This is a genomic window from Sphingosinicellaceae bacterium (genome assembly GCA_019285715.1).
Classification (GTDB): Bacteria; Pseudomonadota; Alphaproteobacteria; order Sphingomonadales; family Sphingomonadaceae; genus Glacieibacterium.
Map to the genome: position 1 here is coordinate 560,504 of CP079108.1, position 15,966 is coordinate 576,469.

Below are 15,966 nucleotides of genomic sequence, written 5' to 3' on the forward strand. Positions count from 1 at the left end.
TCACGGCGCGATGCGCTGCCCGTCCCACGCGAAACAGCCGCCGCTGTCGGCCGGCGTCAGGCCCGCCAGCACGTCCAGCAGCGCCTCTGCCGACCGCTGCGGCGTGAACAGCTGCCCGGGCGGGACGCCGCGCTGGAAAGGCTGGCTGAGCCCGGTGTCGACGGTGCCGGGGTGGAGTGCGATACAGACCGCCTCGGGCCGGGTCCGCGCCAACTCGATCGCCAGCGTCCGGACGATCATGTTGAGCGCCGCCTTCGAAGCGCGATAGCCGTACCAGCCGCCGAGCCGGTTATCGCCGATGCTGCCGACCCGCGCCGACAGCGCCGCGAACACCGCCGGGCCACGGCTCAAGAGCGGCAGGAAGTGCTTGGCGACCAGCGCCGGGCCGATGGTGTTGACCGCGAAATAGCGGGCGAGGCCGTCGGCGGACAACTCGCGCGACGACTTCTCGGGGGCGATGCCATCGCCCTGCAGGATGCCGGTTGCGACGATCACGAGATCGACCGGGCCGCCGGAGCCAGTCCGCCCGGCAGCGGCCGCAATGCTGGCCTCATCCTCGATGTCGAGGTGGTCGTCGCCGGTCGTCGCACGGGAGAGGGCGAAGACCTCGCTGCCGGACTGGCGGAGCGCCTCGGCCAGCGCCCCGCCGATGCCGCCCGATGCGCCGACGACGACCGCGCGATCGTATCGCCTCAGAACGGCACGTCGTCGTCGAGGTCGTCCGCGAAGTCGCCGCCGGTGAACGCGGGCTTCTTGGCCGCACCGCCGCCGCCGTTGCCGCCGCCGAAGTCGCGGCCGGGGCTGCCGCCACCGGCACTACTGCCACGGTCATAGTTGCCGCCGCCACCTTCGCCGCCGCCGTCACGACCGCCGAGCAGGGTCAGGTTCGAATTGAAGTTCTGCAGCACGACCTCGGTGGTGTACTTGTCGGCGCCCGACTGGTCCTGCCACTTGCGGGTCTGCAGCGAGCCCTCGAGGTAAACCTCGCTACCCTTCTTGAGGTACTGGCTGGCGATCTTGCCGATACCCTCGTTGAAGATCACGACGTTGTGCCACTCGGTCTTTTCCTTGCGCTCGCCGGAATTCTTGTCGCGCCAATTTTCGGACGTCGCGAGGCTGAACTTGACGACGCGCCCGCCGTTGCCGAACTCCTTGGTTTCCGGGTCCTTGCCCAGGCGTCCGACGAGAATGACTTTGTTGACTCCGGCCATGCGCTGATCCTTTCTCGATCCAACAGAACGTATAAAGAACATAGAGCGCGTCGAACGACTCGCCATGTCGGGAGATTAACCGTCGGCGCTTGAAATTGCGACCGCGTTGCGCCACCGTGAAGGTGTGTGAGGGGAACAAGACGGTGGCGAACGAGATCGAAGCGCTCGGGCAGCTCGCGACGGCGGGCCTTGCCGCGTCGGGGGTCGATCCGTTGACCGGGAACGAGCGGCCCTCGACCCGTCGGCGGCTGGCGCGCGAGCGGGCGGTGCGCGAGGCGCAGTGGTGGCGCCGGCATCCGGTCGAACCGGCCGACACCCATGTCGCACCGCACACCTGCGCCAACTGCGACGCCCACCTGCAGGGCGACTTCTGCCACGTCTGCGGGCAGTCGGCGCACGTCCACCGCAGCGTCGGCCACCTGGTCGAGGAGTTCGCGCACGGGCTGTACCACTTCGACAGCAAGGCGTGGCGGACCCTGCCGGCGCTCGCCTTCCGGCCCGGCAAGCTGACCCGCGACTACACCCACGGCCGCCGCGCGCGCTATGTCGCGCCGCTGGCGCTGTTCCTGCTGTCGGTATTCCTGATGTTCTTCGTGTTCGGCTTCAGCGGCGGCTCGCCGAACTTCGACCCGGCGGTGTTGAGCGGCGGCAAATCCGACAAGGTCGCGAACGCGCGCGAAGCAGTGAAAGACGCGCAAGCGGAGGTCGTCGATTCCCAGACCGAGCTCACGCAGGAGCGCAAGGATACCGACAACACGCCCACCGCTATCCAGCGCTACGAGGCCACGGTGAAGACCAACCAGGCGGCGCTGGCGACTGCGCAGGCGTCCCTTGCCAAGGCACTGGCCGCGCCGCCGTCGGCCGACAAGCCGGTGGTCATCGCGCCGGGGACGAAATGGACCGATGCGCTGGCCGAGCAGGCGCGTGCCGGCAAGATCAACGTCGACACCGGCATTCCCTGGGTCGACACCAACATCAAGAAGGCCCTCAAGGACCCGGAGTTCGCTTTCTACAAGGTCCAGCAGAAGGCCTATAAACTCAGCTTCCTGCTGGTGCCGCTATCGCTGCCGACGCTGTGGTTGTTGTTCCTGTGGCGGCGCGACGTAAAGATCTACGACCACGTCGTGTTCTCGCTGTACTCGCTGTCGTTCATGTCGCTGCTGTTCGTTGTCGCGGTCCTGCTCGACAAGGGGAGCACCTGGGTACCGGTGCTGGCCACCGCCGCGAGCCTGCTGTTCTTCGCTCCGCCGGTGCACATGTTCGCGCAGTTGAAGGGCGGCTACGCGCTGAGCAATTGGGGGGCCGCGTGGCGGACCGTGATCCTCGCCTTCGCCTCAATAATGACGCTCGCGGGGTTCGGAACGCTGATCATCGTGCTCGGGCTAGCGGACTAAGCCCCCAGCCAGACTGCGATCCAGTACGTCGCGCCCGCCGCGACATAGGCCATCGCGAACAGGTACCCGAACATGAACGCCGGCCACGCCCAGCCGCCGGTCTCGCGTCGCGTCACCGCCAGTGTCGAGATGCACTGCGGCGCGAACACGTACCACGCCAGGAAGGCGAGGGCGGTGGCCAGGCTCCAGCGGCCGCGCAAGCGCTCGACCAGGGGCTGCGCGTGGTCGGCGTCGGCGCCCTGCAGCGAATAGACCGTGCCGAGCGCCGACACCGCGACCTCGCGCGCCGCCATGCCGGGGACCAGCGCCAGCGCGATCTCCTTGTTGAAGCCGATCGGGCGGAACACCGGCTCCAGCGCCGCGCCGATCTTGCCGGCGATCGAGTATTCGAGCGCGGGGCGGGTCGCGCCCTCCGGCGGCTTGGGCCACGACGCCAGCGCCCACAAAGCGACGGTCGAGATCAGGATGATGCCGCCGGCCCGGCCCAGGAACGCCCAGGCGCGCTGGTACAGTCCGATGCCGATGTCGCGCGGGGCCGGCCACTGGTAGGCGGGCATCTCCATCAGGAAGGTCGGGGTCGTGCCCTTGGTCACGGTGCGGCGCAGCGCCCAGGCGGCGACCAGCGCGCCGACGACGCCCGCGACGTACAGCCCGAACAGCACCAGCCCCTGCAGCCCAAGCACGCCGAGCACCGGCCGGTTCGGGATGAACGCCGCGATGACGATGGCGTACACCGGCAGCCGCGCCGAGCAGGTCATCAGCGGCGCGATCAGGATTGTCGTCAGCCGGTCCTTGGGTTCGTCGATAGTGCGCGATGCCATGATGCCCGGGATCGCGCAGGCGAAGCTGCTGATCAGCGGGATGAAGGCGCGGCCGTTCAGCCCGACGCGCGCCATGACGCGGTCCATCAGGAAGGCGGCGCGGGTCATGTAGCCCGACTGCTCGAGACAGAGGATGAAGAAGAACAGGATCAGGATCTGCGGCAGGAAGACGATCACCGCGCCAACGCCGCCGAGCACGCCGTCGTTGAGCAGGCTGCGGAACCAGTTGTCCGGCAGCAGCGTGCCGAGCTGCGCCTGCAGCCACGCGACGCCCTTCGCCAGCATGTCCATCGGCACCTCGGCGAAGCTGAACACCGCCTGGAACATCAGGAATATCAGCCCGGCGAGCAGTATCGGCCCCCACAACGGGTGCAGCGCGATACCGTCGAGGCGCTGGGACCACTTGCGCTTGATGCCCTGCGACAGCGTCACGGTGTCGGCGATCACCCGCGCCTCGCGCTGCAGGAGCCGGATATCCGACTCGGGCGGGATCGCGGGGATGGGCGCGTCAGCGAGGCGCGGCGCGAGTTCGGCGGCAAGCTCGGCCAGTCCCCGGCGGCGGACGGCGACGGTCGGCACGACGGGCATGCCGAGGATACTGCTCAGCCGCGCGACGTCGATCTGGGTGCCGTCGCGCTCCGCGAGGTCGATCATGTTGAGCGCCACGATCATCGGCAGGCCGAGGCGGCGCAGTTCGAGCACAAAGCGCAAGTGGTTGCGGAGGTTGGTCGCATCGACGACCGCGACGATCGCGTCCGGCCGGCGTTCGCCGACCTGGGTGCCCATCACCATGTCGCGGGTGACGGCTTCGTCGGGGGAGCGCGGCGACAGGCTGTAGGTGCCGGGCAGGTCGACGAGTTCGGCGATGCGCCCGTCGGGAAGTGCGAGGCGTCCAGACTTCCGCTCGACGGTGACGCCGGGGTAGTTGCCGACCTTCTGGCGGCTGCCGGTCAGCGCGTTGAATAGACTGGTCTTGCCGGCGTTGGGGTTTCCGACCAATGCCGCGAGCGGCATCGCGAGCGTGCTCACTCGGCGGCCTCGCGGAACGGCTCGACGCTGATGCGGACCGCGAGCGCCTTGCGCAGCGCGACGGTCATGTTGCCGACCCGGACCGCGATCGGGTCGCCGCCGACCGGGCCGCGGTGGAGGACCTCGACATCGACGCCGTCGTCGAAGCCCATCTCGTGGAGCCGCCGCGTCGCGCTCTCGTCGCCGACGCTGTCGATGGCCGAGATTTGCGCCCGCTCGCCGCGCCGCATCGTCAGGATCGTTCCCATGGCACGGCTATAGCGCGCCGCGAAAGAGAATGCGAACGATTATCAGAGGGGATGATCGATCAAGTTCAGTACGGCAAGCACCTGAATTCATGTTAGGATAGAGGCAACAATGGGGGGAGTCGCGCGATGCGCCTTTTGATTGTGATTGTAGCCGCGGCCCTTGCCTTGCCGGCCACCGCTACCGAGGCGACGATACTTTTCGACTCGGGGCATACTTCGGCGGCAGCGCTCTTTCCCGACGACTACGAATATTTCCCCTGTGACGACAACGACGTCTGTACCGATGTCGAGTATCAAAAAATCGTCGCAAGCAAGTTTCATCTTGTCACCGGCGGTCTTGTCACCGCGCTCAGTTTCGCCGTCGCGGGCGAGATTGACGGGACGAGCTATGAGATCGTTGCAGACGAGGCGGGCAGGGTGCCGGCGGGTTTCGGCGACGGCAGCGGAGTGTGGACGAGCGCGATGGGCACGCTGGTCGCGACTTCACTGGCGGATCCTGCTTATCCGGCGCAGGGCTTGCGCTACGATTATTCCGGCTTCGGCATCACCTTGGCGGCAGGCGACTACTGGTTCGTGGCGCATCCGCACTATCCGCACTTCGATCGTGAAATCGTCTATGCCGGGACCGGGATGAGCGCCAACGCCGAGCGGGTCGAAACGATCGTCGGCGACGGACCGAATTACGGCCCGCTCTATGGTGCCGGTCCTCAGGTCGGCCTGCGCCTGGAAGGCATCGCAGTTGTTCCAGAACCCACGTCATGGGCGCTGATGCTGGGCGGTTTCGGCGTCGCCGGTGCCGGACTCCGCCTGCGCCGGCGTCAGACCGCCGGGTAGCGCAGCCGCCCGAGAAAGCGTGCCGGGCTCGGGAAATGCAGGCCGGTCAGTCGTGCCTTCGTCTTCTCGAAGCGCATGATGCCGTCGATGCGGCGGTCGAGGAACGCCGGCCAGCCCTCGGAATCGTCGAGCCAGACCAGCAGTGTCGCGGAATAGACCGCCCCCAGGATCATGCGCTTGGTGTAGTGGTTGTAGTCGGTCGCGGTGTCGCCGGCGGCGCGCCACATCGTATCGGCGGTGCGCCACAAGGTCCGCGCCGCGACCGCCGGGTGCAGCGCCAGCACCGCCAGCGTCCGCCGCACGACCTCGCGTTCGCCGTCGGCCTGCTGGAGCCGGGTCGCGACCGCCAGCCGGATACGCTCGCGAATCTTGTGCCCGGACAGGTCGCCGAGGGCCGCCAGCATGCGCGCGTCGGCCAGGGCGATATACGCCTCGACCATCTGCAGCGTGCCGCCCCTGAAAGCGACGGCGGCGAGGTCGGGGTCGATCCCGGCGTCCAGCGCGCCCGCTGCGACCGACTCCTGGCTCCAGCCGTCGAAGGCGACACTGGGTAACATCGCCGCGATCAGGCGCGGGCGGAGTTCGTCGAGGGTCTCGTCCGCGGCGTCGGGGACGGCTGCGCTGGTCTCGGAGATCATGCCGTGGTTCATAGTCGGGGGCGCGGCCCGGTGGAAGTCGCGCGTTGACGCGGGCCCAAGCGTTGACGCGGGTCGAAGCGTTGACGCGGGCAGAAGCGTTAACACAGGCTGGTCACGCACCCGGGGCTCTGCTATGGCCCCGCCCTTCGCGTTCGCCGACTCGTGGTCGACGGGCGTTCAACCCAATGACAAGCGCACGCCATGCTGAGGCGCGACGCGTGAATGGAGTGTACGGCTTGCAGATCGTAGTTCGCGACAACAATGTCGACCAGGCGCTGCGCGCGCTCAAGAAGAAGCTGCAGCGCGAAGGCGTCTACCGCGAGATGAAGCTGCGCCGTCACTACGAGAAGCCGAGCGAGAAGCGCGCCCGTGAAAAGGCTGCCGCCGTCCGCCGCGCCCGCAAGCTCGAGCGCAAGCGCGCCGAGCGCGACGGCGCCAAGTAGCACCCATGGCCTCGAACGCGCCGGGTGTCCGGCCGTCGTCGTACACCGGCCGCTGGATCGTCATCGGCCTCGTCGTCGCGGCGCTGGTCGGGCTGCTGGTCTGGGTCGGCACCAGGACTGCTGTCGACGCGGTTCGGCCTGCCGACATGGCTTACCTTAAGCATAACCGGGAGAAACCGGGCGTGATCACCACACCGAGCGGCCTGCAGTACGAAGTCATCACCGAGGGCAAGGGCACGCGCCCGGCGCGCACCGACACGGTCGCGGTCCAGTACGAAGGCAAGTTGATCGACGGCACCGTCTTCGATTCGAGCTACCAGCGTGGCCAGCCGGCGGTGTTCCCGCTCGACCAGGTCATCCCCGGCTGGACCGAAGGCGTCCAGCTGATGACTCCTGGGTCGAAGTACCGCTTCACCATCCCAGCGGCGCTCGGCTACGGTGCCAAGGGTGCGGGCGGCGTCATCCCGCCGAACGCGGTGCTGCTGTTCGACATCGAGTTGATCGCGATCAAGGGCAAGTAGGGTCGACTTGCCCCCCGGTCGTCACGCAGGCGACTTGCTCCGTTGTCCTGCGCCGTGCCAAACGCACGCGCAGTGACCAAGTTTACACCCCCAGCCGCCGCCACGACTCCCGCCCGCCGTGGCCTGATGTTCGTACTGTCGTCACCCAGCGGGGCGGGCAAGACGACGATGTCGCGCCGCCTGATGGAGGGCGACAGCGAGATCGTGATGTCGGTGTCGGTGACGACGCGGGCACCACGCCCGGGCGAGGTCGACGGGCACGATTATTACTTCATCGACGACGCCAAGTTCGACGCGATGCTGGCCAGTGGCGACCTGCTCGAATGGGCGACAGTGTTCGGGCACCGCTACGGGACGCCGCGCGAGCGGGTGCAGGCGGCGCTGCACGAGGGCCGCGACGTACTGTTCGACATCGACTGGCAGGGCACCCAGCAGCTCCAGCAGACTGAGTCGGGCAGCGACCTCGTGCGGGTCTTCATCCTGCCCCCGCACATGGCCGAGCTCGAGCGCCGACTGCAATCGCGCGGCACCGACAGTGCCGCGGTCATCGCCCACCGCATGCGCCGCGCCGCGACCGAGATCAGCCACTGGGGCGAATACGACTACATCCTGATCAACGACGATCCCGAGCAGTGCCTCGCGGAGATCAGCGCGATCCTGAAGGCGGAACGCCTGGCGCGGCGGCGGCAGCTCGGGCTGGCCGCGTTCGTCCGCGACATGCTGGCCGCGAAATGAGGCGCGCCGCTGTCGTGCTCGCCCTGCTGCTGGCCACCCAGCCGGCGTGGGCCGAGCCGCGGCCGTGGCGGCAGGTGATCACCAACCCCGACCGCAAGCGCCTCGCGGAACTGTGGAAGACGTGGCAGCTGGCCAAGACCCAGGTCGCCGATGCCGGTCACGCGGCCGAGTGGACCGCGCTCGGCGACCTCGTCGAGCCGCTTGCAACCGCCGAGTTCAGTCCGCCGCCGCCGGGCCAGTACCGCTGCCGCACCGTCAAGCTCGGCACCCGCAACCCTGGGATGCCGGTGTGGGCGATGTCGGACACGACGCCGTGCCGCATCGATATCGACGGTGAAAACCTGCGCTTCGCCGACGGCGGCGGGGTCCAGCGCACCGCCGGCCTGCTGTATCCCGACGGCGAGCGCTTGATCTACCTCGGTGCGCTGACGCTCGGCGCCGAGCCCGGGCGCTTCAAGTACCGCCGCGACGGCGAGCGCGACCAGGTCGGCGTGCTCCACCGCATCGGCCGCGCCCGGTGGCGGCTGGAGCTGCCGCTGCCGAAGTGGGAATCGACCCTCGACGTCATCGACATCGTGCCCTCCCGGTAAGCTCGCCTAAACCCGCCCTCACTTCTCCCGAAACGCATTGTCCGTGAGCTTGGTCACCGGCGTCAGCAGGTAGCTCAGCACCGAGCGCTTGTGGCCGAGCAGGTCGACCTGCGCGACCATACCCGAACCGACCGGCAGCGGCCGCCCGTCCTGCCCCTTGAGCGCCTGCCCCGCCGTCCGCACCCGCACCGCATAGTGGCTCTCGCCGGTGCGCTCGTCGACGATGGCGTCGGGCGAGATGCGCTCGACCGTGCCGGCCAGCGACCCGTACACCGAATAGTCGTAGGCAGTGAGCTTGACGGTGGCGCGCTGGCCCGGATGGACGAAGGCAACGTCGGCCGGCTTGACCTGTGCCTCGACGACGAGGGCGTCGCCGCGCGGCACGATCTCGACCAGCGGCTCACCTGGCCGCAGGCTGCCGCCGACCGTTGCGACGAGGACGCGGTTCACGGTCCCGGCCACCGGGGCGCGGACGACGGTGCGGCTCAGCCGGTCCCTGGCGGCGGGCAGCGCGACGCCCTGCGCGGCAAGGTCGGCGCGCGCCTGCACCAGTTGCTCCGACGCCTGCGCGCGGAAGCGGTCACCGACCCCGCGCAGCCCCGCGCTGGCCTCGGCGACGGCAGCGTGGGCGCGGCGAACGGCGAGCGCGGCACCGACGCCGGCGCCGCGGGCCTGGTCGAGGCTGGCGCTGGCGCGGAGCAGGGTGATGCGCGGCTCGATACCCTTGTCGACGAGCGGCGCAACCATCGCCACCTCCTGCGCCGCGAGCGCCGCTGCCGATCCGCGCGACGCCGCCTCGGACTGCGCCTCGCCGAGCATGCGCTCCGCCTGCGCCAGCTTTGCCGCCTCGATCGCGGTGCTGGCGGCCGCCTCGTCCCGGCGGGCGGCATAGAGCGCGCGCTCGGTGGCGGCGAGTTCGGGGGCGGCGGCGAACACCGGGGCATGGCCGCCGACCTCCGCCGACAGCCGGGCGACGCGGACCGCGAGCGCATCATAGGCGGCGCTGGTGCGGCCATAGTCGGCACCGACCTGCCCCCGGTCGAGGCGGATCAGCGGCTGGCCCGCGACCACGATGGTCCCCGGCCGGACCAGGATCTCGGCGACGATGCCGCCCTCGAGATTGGACACGACCTGCAACTGGCTGGCGGGCACGACGCGGCCCTGGGCGCTGGCGACCTCGTCGACGCGGGCGAGGCCGGCCCACAGGATCGTCGCGAAGGTGAGGGCGGCGACGGCCCACAGCAGCCAGCGTGAGACGCGGGCGGGCTCGAGCGCGGGGGGGTGGGCGTCGTAGGTGAGGGCGTCTGTTGCTGCCATCGTCTCTCTCCGGTTGTCATCCCCGCGCAGGCGGGGGCCCATGAACACCGCTATTCGCCGTCGCGGTCGACCGGCGGCGCATCGTCTCGACTAGCGGTGATCATGGGTCCCCGCCTGCGCGGGGATGACACCGAATGCTTGGCACCGCGCCGCTGCACGCCCCTCAGTTCACCGCCAGCGACTTCAGCACGTCATCTCGCGGCCCGACCGCGACGATCTTCCCCCGGTCGAGGATGATCACCCGGTCGACCAGCCGCAGCATCGACTGGCGGTGCGTGACCAGCACCACCGTCCGCCCCGCCAGCTCGGGCTCCAGCCGCGCGATCAACGCATTCTCCGACTGGATATCCATCGCGGAAGTCGGCTCGTCGAACAGCATGATCGGACGTTCGTGAGCCAGCGCCCGGGCGATCGCGATCGACTGGCGCTGGCCGCCCGACAGGCCCTCGCCGCGGTCGGCAAGCCGCAGGTCGTAGCCGTTCGCCAGCTGCCCGATGAAGTCGTGGGTGCCGCTGAGCTTTGCCGCCCGGAGCACGGCCGCGCCGTCCACCGCAGCCTCCCCCAGGTCGATGTTCTCGCGCACCGAGCCGCTGAGCAGCATCACGTCCTGCAGGACCGCGCCGATGTTGCGGCGGAGGTCGTCGGGGTGGAGCTGGCGGACGTCGGCGTCGTCGATCAGCACCGCGCCTTCCTCGGCATGGTACAGCCCGAGCAGCAGGCGGCCGATCGTCGACTTGCCGCTGCCGACCCGGCCGATCACCGCGACGCGCTCGCCGGGCTCGATGCGGAACGACACGTCGTCGAGCGCGCGCGCCGTCGCGCCGGGGTATTTGAACACGACGTTCCGGAACTCGATGCCACCGTCGAGTTTGTCACGGCGCAGGTAGTTGCCGCTGGTCTCGCCGCTCGCCTGCATCAGCCGGTCGATCGCCGCGTAGGCCGAGCGGGTGTGGCTGAGCCGGGTCAGCAGCGCCGCGATCTGGGCCAGCGGCGCGACGCAGCGTCCGACCAGGATCGAACAGGCGATCAACCCGCCCATGCTCAGCGACTGGTGCGCGATCATCGCGACCCCGGCGACGACGGTGGCGACATAGGCGACCTGCTGGGCCGAGGCGGCGACGTTGATGCCGGCCGCCGCGACCAGCCGCTGGCGCAGCGACGACGCGGCATGGTCGTCGACCGCGCTCGCCCAGCGCCGGGCGAGAAGGGGGCCGGCCGAGGACGACTTGATCGTCTCCAGCCCGGAGATCGCCTCGACCAGCACGCCCTGCTTCGACATGCCCTGGTTGAGGCCCTGCACCGCGAGGCGAGCCAGCAGGGGTTGCGTCGCCAGTCCGACGAGGACGACGAGCGGGATCAGCACCAGCGGTACCATCACCAGCCAGCCGCCGATCGCCCAGATCACGACACCGAACAGCAGGATGAACGGCACGTCGACGACCGCGGTGAGCGTGGCGGAGGCGAAGAAGTCGCGCAGCGCCTCGAACTCGCGGAGCAGCCCGGCGAAGGCACCGCTAGAGCCCGAGCGATCACCGAGCTTCATGCCGAGCATGCGCTCGAAGATCGCGGTGCCGACGACGCGGTCGATGCGGCTGCCGGCGATGTCGATGAAATAGCCGCGCAACGTCCGCAGCACGAAGTCGAACACCACGACGATGCCGACGCCGATGGTCAGCGCGACCAGCGAGTCGATCGCGTTGTTGGGGACGATGCGGTTGTACACCGTCATCGAGAACAGGCTCGTCGCCAGTCCGAACAGGTTGACCAGCACGGCGGCCAGCGCGACCTGCAGGTACAGGCTGCGGCTGTCGCGGATCGGCCCGGTCAGCCACTCGGCGAGGCGCGGCTCTGGGGCCGCGTGAACCTGGCCGGTCAGGCGCGGCGCATCCGTCGTTGGGGTCATCGGGGTCATCCTCACAGCGTGATGTCGAGCTTGATGCCGAGCACCGGGAGCATCTCGCCGGTGCGCGCCAGCAGGGCGTAGCGGGCGACGTCGAGGTCGACGCTACCCTGCAACAGCGCGGCAGCGGCGGACTGGAACTCCTGCTCGGCGCGCAGCAGCTCGATCAGCGTGCCGCGCGACACCCGGAACTGCTCGACGTACGCATCGCGCACGCGGCGGTTGGCAACGTAGGCGGTTTCGAGGCTGGCGGCGGAGCGGGTCAGCGCGGCGACGTCGGCGAAGGCGGACGCCGCGTCGCGCTCGCTGTTGCCAGCTTGATAATCGGCGTTGGCGGCGGCGGCGCGGGACTTCGCGGCGGCCTCGGCGACGACGCCGCGCTGGTGGCCGCCGGCGAACAGGCTCTGGCGCAGCGTGAGTTGTCCGCGGACCTCGTAGTCGGAGCCGGTGAACACGTCGTAGCGGGTCGCGGCGATCCCGGCCGACAGGCGCGGCAGGCCGTCGGCGTGGGCCGCGCGCCAGTCACGCCGGGCAGCGGTGGCGAGGCTCAATGCGGCGACGACGGCGGGTGACTTTCGCGCCATCGCGGCGGCGGCGTCCAGGCTGTGGGCGGCGGATTCGGGGGCGAGCGGGCGCGGCAGTTGTGCCGGGGCTTCGACTCCGAACGCCTCGCGGTACCGTGCCAGCGCCTGCCCGAGCTTGCGGTCGTAGCGCGCCGCCAGCCCGAGCGTGTCGGCGAGCATCGCTTCGGCGCGCGCGATGTCCCCGCCGGCGCCGAGGCCCTGGTCGACGCGGGCGCGGACCTGGTCGAGGATCGCCTGCTGACGCTCGGTCGCAGCGGCTTCGAGGTCGACCAGCAGCCGCGCCGCGACGACGTCGTACCAGGCTTCGACGCCGCTTAGCGCCGTGTCGGCGGCGGTGCGCTCGACCTCGGCGCGGGCGGCGTCGATGCGGGCGCTGGCGGCGGCGATGCGGTTGCCGGTGGCGCCAAAGTCGAACAGCAACTGGTCGCCGTTGGCCAGCGCATCGGTCCGGCCGCGCGGCTGCAGGCTCTCGACGATGGTGTCGCTGGTGTGGAAATCGCGCGCCAGTTGCCGGCTCGCGACGAGGCTGACGTCGAGCTGCGGGAACAGGCCGGAGCGGACCTGGGTCCGCACCCCCTGCGTCGCCTGCGCCTCGGCGATCGCGGCGGCGACGGCGGGGTGATGCGCGACCGCCTCGCCGAGCCGGTCGAGGAAGGGTTGGGCCGGGGCCGCCCCCCGGACGAAACCGAGCAGCGGATCGCGGGCGAAGTCGATGCGCTGCGGGTCGCCACTCGGGGCGGGCAGCACGAGGGTTGCGGCGGCGAGGGGTGCGGCGAGGGCGAGCCAGACAGCGCTGGCGGCGAGGGGCCAGCCCTTGCTAGGCTGTGCGCCTGCCCCGCTGAAGGAATCCGATTTGCGCGCGATCATTGCCATTTCAGCGCTGCTCGCCAGCACGGCGGCTGCGGCGGCACCGCCCACCGATCTCGTCGCGATTTACCGTGATCTGCATGAGCACCCCGAGACCGCGTTCAAGGAAACCAGGTCGGCTGCGATCCTCGCCAAGGAGGCGAAGGCCGCGGGCTTCACGGTTACGACGGGCGTCGGCAAGACCGGCGTCGTCGCAGTCTTGGTTAACGGTCCGGGGCCGGTGCTCTTAATCCGCACCGACATGGATGCGCTGCCGGTGACCGAGACGACAGGGCTGCCCTATGCCAGCCTGACGCCGGGAACGATGCATGCCTGCGGGCACGACATCCACATGAGCAGCTGGATCGGGCTGGCGCGCTACATGTCCGAAAACCGCCAGAAATGGTCGGGCACGCTGGTAATGATCGGGCAGCCCGCCGAGGAGGGCGTCGGCGGGGCCAAGGCGATGCTCGAGGACGGGCTCTATACGCGCTTCCCCAAGCCGCAGTTCGCGCTCGCCTTCCACGACTCCGCCAGCCTGCCCGCGGGGCAGGTCGGCATCACCGACGGCTATGCGCTGGCCAACGTCGACTCGATCGACATGACGGTGCGCGGCATCGGCAGCCACGGCTCCGAGCCGCAGAACGGCATCGATCCCATCGTCATCGCGGCGCGCATCGTCGGCACGCTGCAAACCCTCGTCAGCCGCGAGAACGACCCGCGCCAGCCCGCGGTCATCACCGTCGGGGCGTTCAACGGCGGCACCCGCTACAACATCATCCCCGACGAGGCGAAGCTGATGATCACCGTCCGCAGCTACGACCCCGTCGTCCGCGAGCGGCTGATCGCGAGCATCCGCCGGGTGGCGCGCGCCGAGGCCGAGGCGGCGGGCGTGCCCGAGGCGCTGATGCCGGTGATAACCCGCGGCAACGGCAGCGAGTCGACCTTCAACACGCCCAAGATGACCGCCACCGTCACCGCCGCGCTCGACAAGGCGCTGGGCCCGGACCGGGTCAAGCGCGTGCCCGCCTCGATGGCGGCGGAGGACTTCGGCGCGTTCTCGCGCGGCCTCGGCGTCGAGAGCACGATGTTCTGGGTCGGCGCCCAGCCGCAGGCGACGTGGGATGCGGCCGGCGGCGATGTCCGCAAGCTGCCCGGCCTGCACAGCGCCAAGTTCGCGCCCGATCCCGCCCCGACGCTGGCGACTGCGGTCAAGGCGATGGCGGCGGCGGCACTGTCTATCGTTGGAAAGTAAGCGCTAGTGTCCGAGAACGAACGTGGCGGGTGACGTTTACGTAAACCGGTGCTAAAAACCGCTCAAAATAAAACCTTGGGAGACGTTGCGATGCGCGATTACCTGAAGTTCTACATCGACGGCGCGTGGGTCGACCCGGTCGCCGGGGCCCGCCAGCTCGACGTCATCAACCCCGCCACCGAAGCCGTCGCGGGGCGCATCAGCCTCGGCGGTGCCGCCGACGTCGACGCCGCGGTAAAGGCCGCCCGGCGCGCCTTCGAGAGCTTCAGCGTGTTCACCCGAGAGCAGCGCCTCGAGTTGATGCAGAACGTCGTCGCGGAATACCAGAAGCGCTACAACGACGTCGCCTCGGCCGTCACCGAGGAGATGGGCGCGCCGGTGTGGCTGGCGACGCAGGCCCACGCCGCGATCGGCATCGGCCACCTGATGACCGGCATCGAGGTCCTGAAGACCTACAGCTTCGAGGAGTTGCACGGCACGACGATGATCGCCAAGGAGCCGGTCGGCGTCTGCGCTTTCATCACGCCGTGGAACTGGCCGATCAACCAGATCGCCTGCAAGGTCGTGCCGGCGCTGGCGACCGGTTGCACGATGATCCTGAAGCCGTCGGAGATCGCGCCGTTCTCGGCGCAGGTGTGGACCGAGATCATGCACGCGGCCGGCGTGCCCGCAGGCGTCTTCAACCTCGTCAACGGCGACGGCCCGACGGTCGGCGCGGCGCTGTCGTCGCATCCCGGCGTCGACATGGTCAGCTTCACCGGCTCGACCCGCGCCGGCATCGAAGTGGCGCGCAACGCCGCCCCGACCGTCAAGCGCGTCGCCCAGGAACTCGGCGGCAAGTCGCCGAACATCGTCCTCGACGACGCCGACCTGCAGACCGCGGTGACGTCCGGCGTCCTCCAGATGATGACCAACAGCGGCCAGAGCTGCAATGCGCCGAGCCGGATGCTCGTCCCCGCCGCGAAGATGGCGCAGGCCAAGGAGATCGCGCGCGCCGCGGCCGAATCGGTGACCGTCGGCTCGCCCGACGGCAACGCGAAGATCGGCCCGGTGGTCAGCGAGCTCCAGTGGAACAAGATCCAGGGCCTGATCCAGAAGGGCATCGACGAGGGCGCGACCCTCGTCAGCGGCGGCACCGGCCGGCCCGAGGGTCTGGAGGTCGGCTATTACGTCAAGCCGACGGTGTTCGCCGACGTCACCAACGAGATGACCATCGCGCGCGAGGAAATCTTCGGACCCGTCCTGACGATGCTGCCCTACGAAGGCGAGGACGAGGCGGTCCGCATCGGCAACGACACGGTCTACGGTCTTGCGGGCTACGTCCAGGGCGAGCTCGTCCACGCTCGCGAAGTCGCCCGCAAGCTGCGCGTCGGGCAGGTCTTCATCAACGGTGCGCCCGGTGACATGAACGCCCCGTTCGGCGGCTACAAGCAGTCGGGCAACGGTCGCGAATGGGGTGCCCACGCGTTTGCCGAGTTCCTCGAGACCAAGTCGATGCTCGGCTACGAGGTCAAGCAAGCCGCGGAGTAGCATCTACCCTCCCCCCTCGGGGGGAGGGACAGGTCGCGTCTTCGCGACCAGGGAGAGGGGCCGGGAGCCG

At 69.6% G+C, this 15,966-nt stretch carries 16 protein-coding genes; 8 read left to right on the forward strand and 8 right to left on the reverse strand.

From position 1 onward, the window contains the following. Together KX816_02710 and ssb are read right to left on the reverse strand one after the other, a co-directional pair. Window positions 1-696 carry an SDR family NAD(P)-dependent oxidoreductase gene (locus KX816_02710; protein ID QXQ08363.1) on the reverse strand — a complete coding sequence of 232 codons (696 nt, stop codon included), beginning with the start codon at window positions 694-696 and terminating at the stop codon, window positions 1-3. Then, window positions 693-1,211 carry a single-stranded DNA-binding protein gene (gene ssb / locus KX816_02715; protein QXQ06990.1) on the reverse strand — a complete coding sequence of 173 codons (519 nt, stop codon included), beginning with the start codon at window positions 1,209-1,211 and terminating at the stop codon, window positions 693-695. The genes KX816_02710 and ssb overlap by 4 nt, the downstream gene beginning before the upstream one ends. 143 nt (window positions 1,212-1,354) lie before the next feature. Between ssb and KX816_02720 the strand changes: the two genes are divergently transcribed. Further along, complete coding sequence (locus KX816_02720) at window positions 1,355-2,605, forward strand: DUF3667 domain-containing protein (GenBank protein ID QXQ06991.1); 1,251 nt, start codon at window positions 1,355-1,357, stop codon at window positions 2,603-2,605. On the opposite strand, the gene KX816_02725 is transcribed toward KX816_02720, so the two are convergent. Beyond that, window positions 2,602-4,440: a ferrous iron transporter B gene (locus KX816_02725; protein ID QXQ08364.1), complete on the reverse strand. Its 1,839-nt coding sequence runs from the start codon at window positions 4,438-4,440 to the stop codon at window positions 2,602-2,604. The genes KX816_02720 and KX816_02725 overlap by 4 nt on opposite strands. An 11-nt stretch (window positions 4,441-4,451) precedes the next feature. Continuing rightward, window positions 4,452-4,703, reverse strand: coding sequence for a ferrous iron transport protein A (locus KX816_02730; GenBank protein QXQ06992.1), 252 nt, complete (start codon window positions 4,701-4,703; stop codon window positions 4,452-4,454). Between the two features lie 462 nt (window positions 4,704-5,165). On the opposite strand from KX816_02730, the gene KX816_02735 reads away from it, so the two are divergent. Then, window positions 5,166-5,537 carry a PEPxxWA-CTERM sorting domain-containing protein gene (locus KX816_02735; GenBank protein ID QXQ08365.1) on the forward strand — a complete coding sequence of 124 codons (372 nt, stop codon included), beginning with the start codon at window positions 5,166-5,168 and terminating at the stop codon, window positions 5,535-5,537. Here KX816_02735 and KX816_02740 read toward each other — a convergent pair. Then, a complete protein-coding gene (locus KX816_02740) occupies window positions 5,522-6,175 on the reverse strand; it encodes a COQ9 family protein (GenBank protein QXQ06993.1) in 654 nt (217 codons plus the stop codon). The genes KX816_02735 and KX816_02740 overlap by 16 nt on opposite strands. A 236-nt stretch (window positions 6,176-6,411) precedes the next feature. On the opposite strand from KX816_02740, the gene rpsU reads away from it, so the two are divergent. From rpsU to KX816_02760, 4 genes are all read left to right on the forward strand, one after another. Continuing rightward, a complete protein-coding gene (rpsU, locus tag KX816_02745; GenBank protein ID QXQ06994.1) occupies window positions 6,412-6,618 on the forward strand; it encodes a 30S ribosomal protein S21 in 207 nt (68 codons plus the stop codon). Between the two features lie 5 nt (window positions 6,619-6,623). Further along, complete coding sequence (locus tag KX816_02750) at window positions 6,624-7,139, forward strand: FKBP-type peptidyl-prolyl cis-trans isomerase (GenBank protein ID QXQ06995.1); 516 nt, start codon at window positions 6,624-6,626, stop codon at window positions 7,137-7,139. A gap of 126 nt (window positions 7,140-7,265) precedes the next feature. Then, the gene (gene gmk, locus KX816_02755; GenBank protein ID QXQ08366.1) at window positions 7,266-7,874 is read left to right on the forward strand and encodes a guanylate kinase; all 609 of its coding nucleotides are present in this window, start codon (window positions 7,266-7,268) and stop codon (window positions 7,872-7,874) included. Continuing rightward, window positions 7,871-8,464: a DUF4893 domain-containing protein gene (locus KX816_02760; protein QXQ06996.1), complete on the forward strand. Its 594-nt coding sequence runs from the start codon at window positions 7,871-7,873 to the stop codon at window positions 8,462-8,464. Before gmk ends, KX816_02760 begins: the two co-directional genes overlap by 4 nt. Window positions 8,465-8,482: 18 nt before the next feature. On the opposite strand, the gene KX816_02765 is transcribed toward KX816_02760, so the two are convergent. The 3 genes from KX816_02765 to KX816_02775 form a co-directional block, all read right to left on the reverse strand. Beyond that, on the reverse strand, window positions 8,483-9,781 hold the full coding sequence (locus KX816_02765; protein QXQ06997.1) for an HlyD family type I secretion periplasmic adaptor subunit: 1,299 nt from the start codon (window positions 9,779-9,781) through the stop codon (window positions 8,483-8,485). A gap of 163 nt (window positions 9,782-9,944) precedes the next feature. Next, entirely contained in the window at window positions 9,945-11,684 is a 1,740-nt protein-coding gene (locus KX816_02770) for a type I secretion system permease/ATPase (protein ID QXQ06998.1), read from the reverse strand. 11 nt (window positions 11,685-11,695) lie between these two features. Further along, window positions 11,696-13,012, reverse strand: a complete 1,317-nt coding sequence (locus tag KX816_02775) for a TolC family protein (GenBank protein QXQ06999.1) — start codon at window positions 13,010-13,012, stop codon at window positions 11,696-11,698. Between KX816_02775 and KX816_02780 the strand changes: the two genes are divergently transcribed. Continuing rightward, the gene (locus KX816_02780) at window positions 12,978-14,366 is read left to right on the forward strand and encodes an amidohydrolase (protein ID QXQ07000.1); all 1,389 of its coding nucleotides are present in this window, start codon (window positions 12,978-12,980) and stop codon (window positions 14,364-14,366) included. The genes KX816_02775 and KX816_02780 overlap by 35 nt on opposite strands. A 90-nt stretch (window positions 14,367-14,456) precedes the next feature. Further along, window positions 14,457-15,896 carry an aldehyde dehydrogenase family protein gene (locus tag KX816_02785; protein QXQ07001.1) on the forward strand — a complete coding sequence of 480 codons (1,440 nt, stop codon included), beginning with the start codon at window positions 14,457-14,459 and terminating at the stop codon, window positions 15,894-15,896. Window positions 15,897-15,966 lie beyond the last annotated feature (70 nt).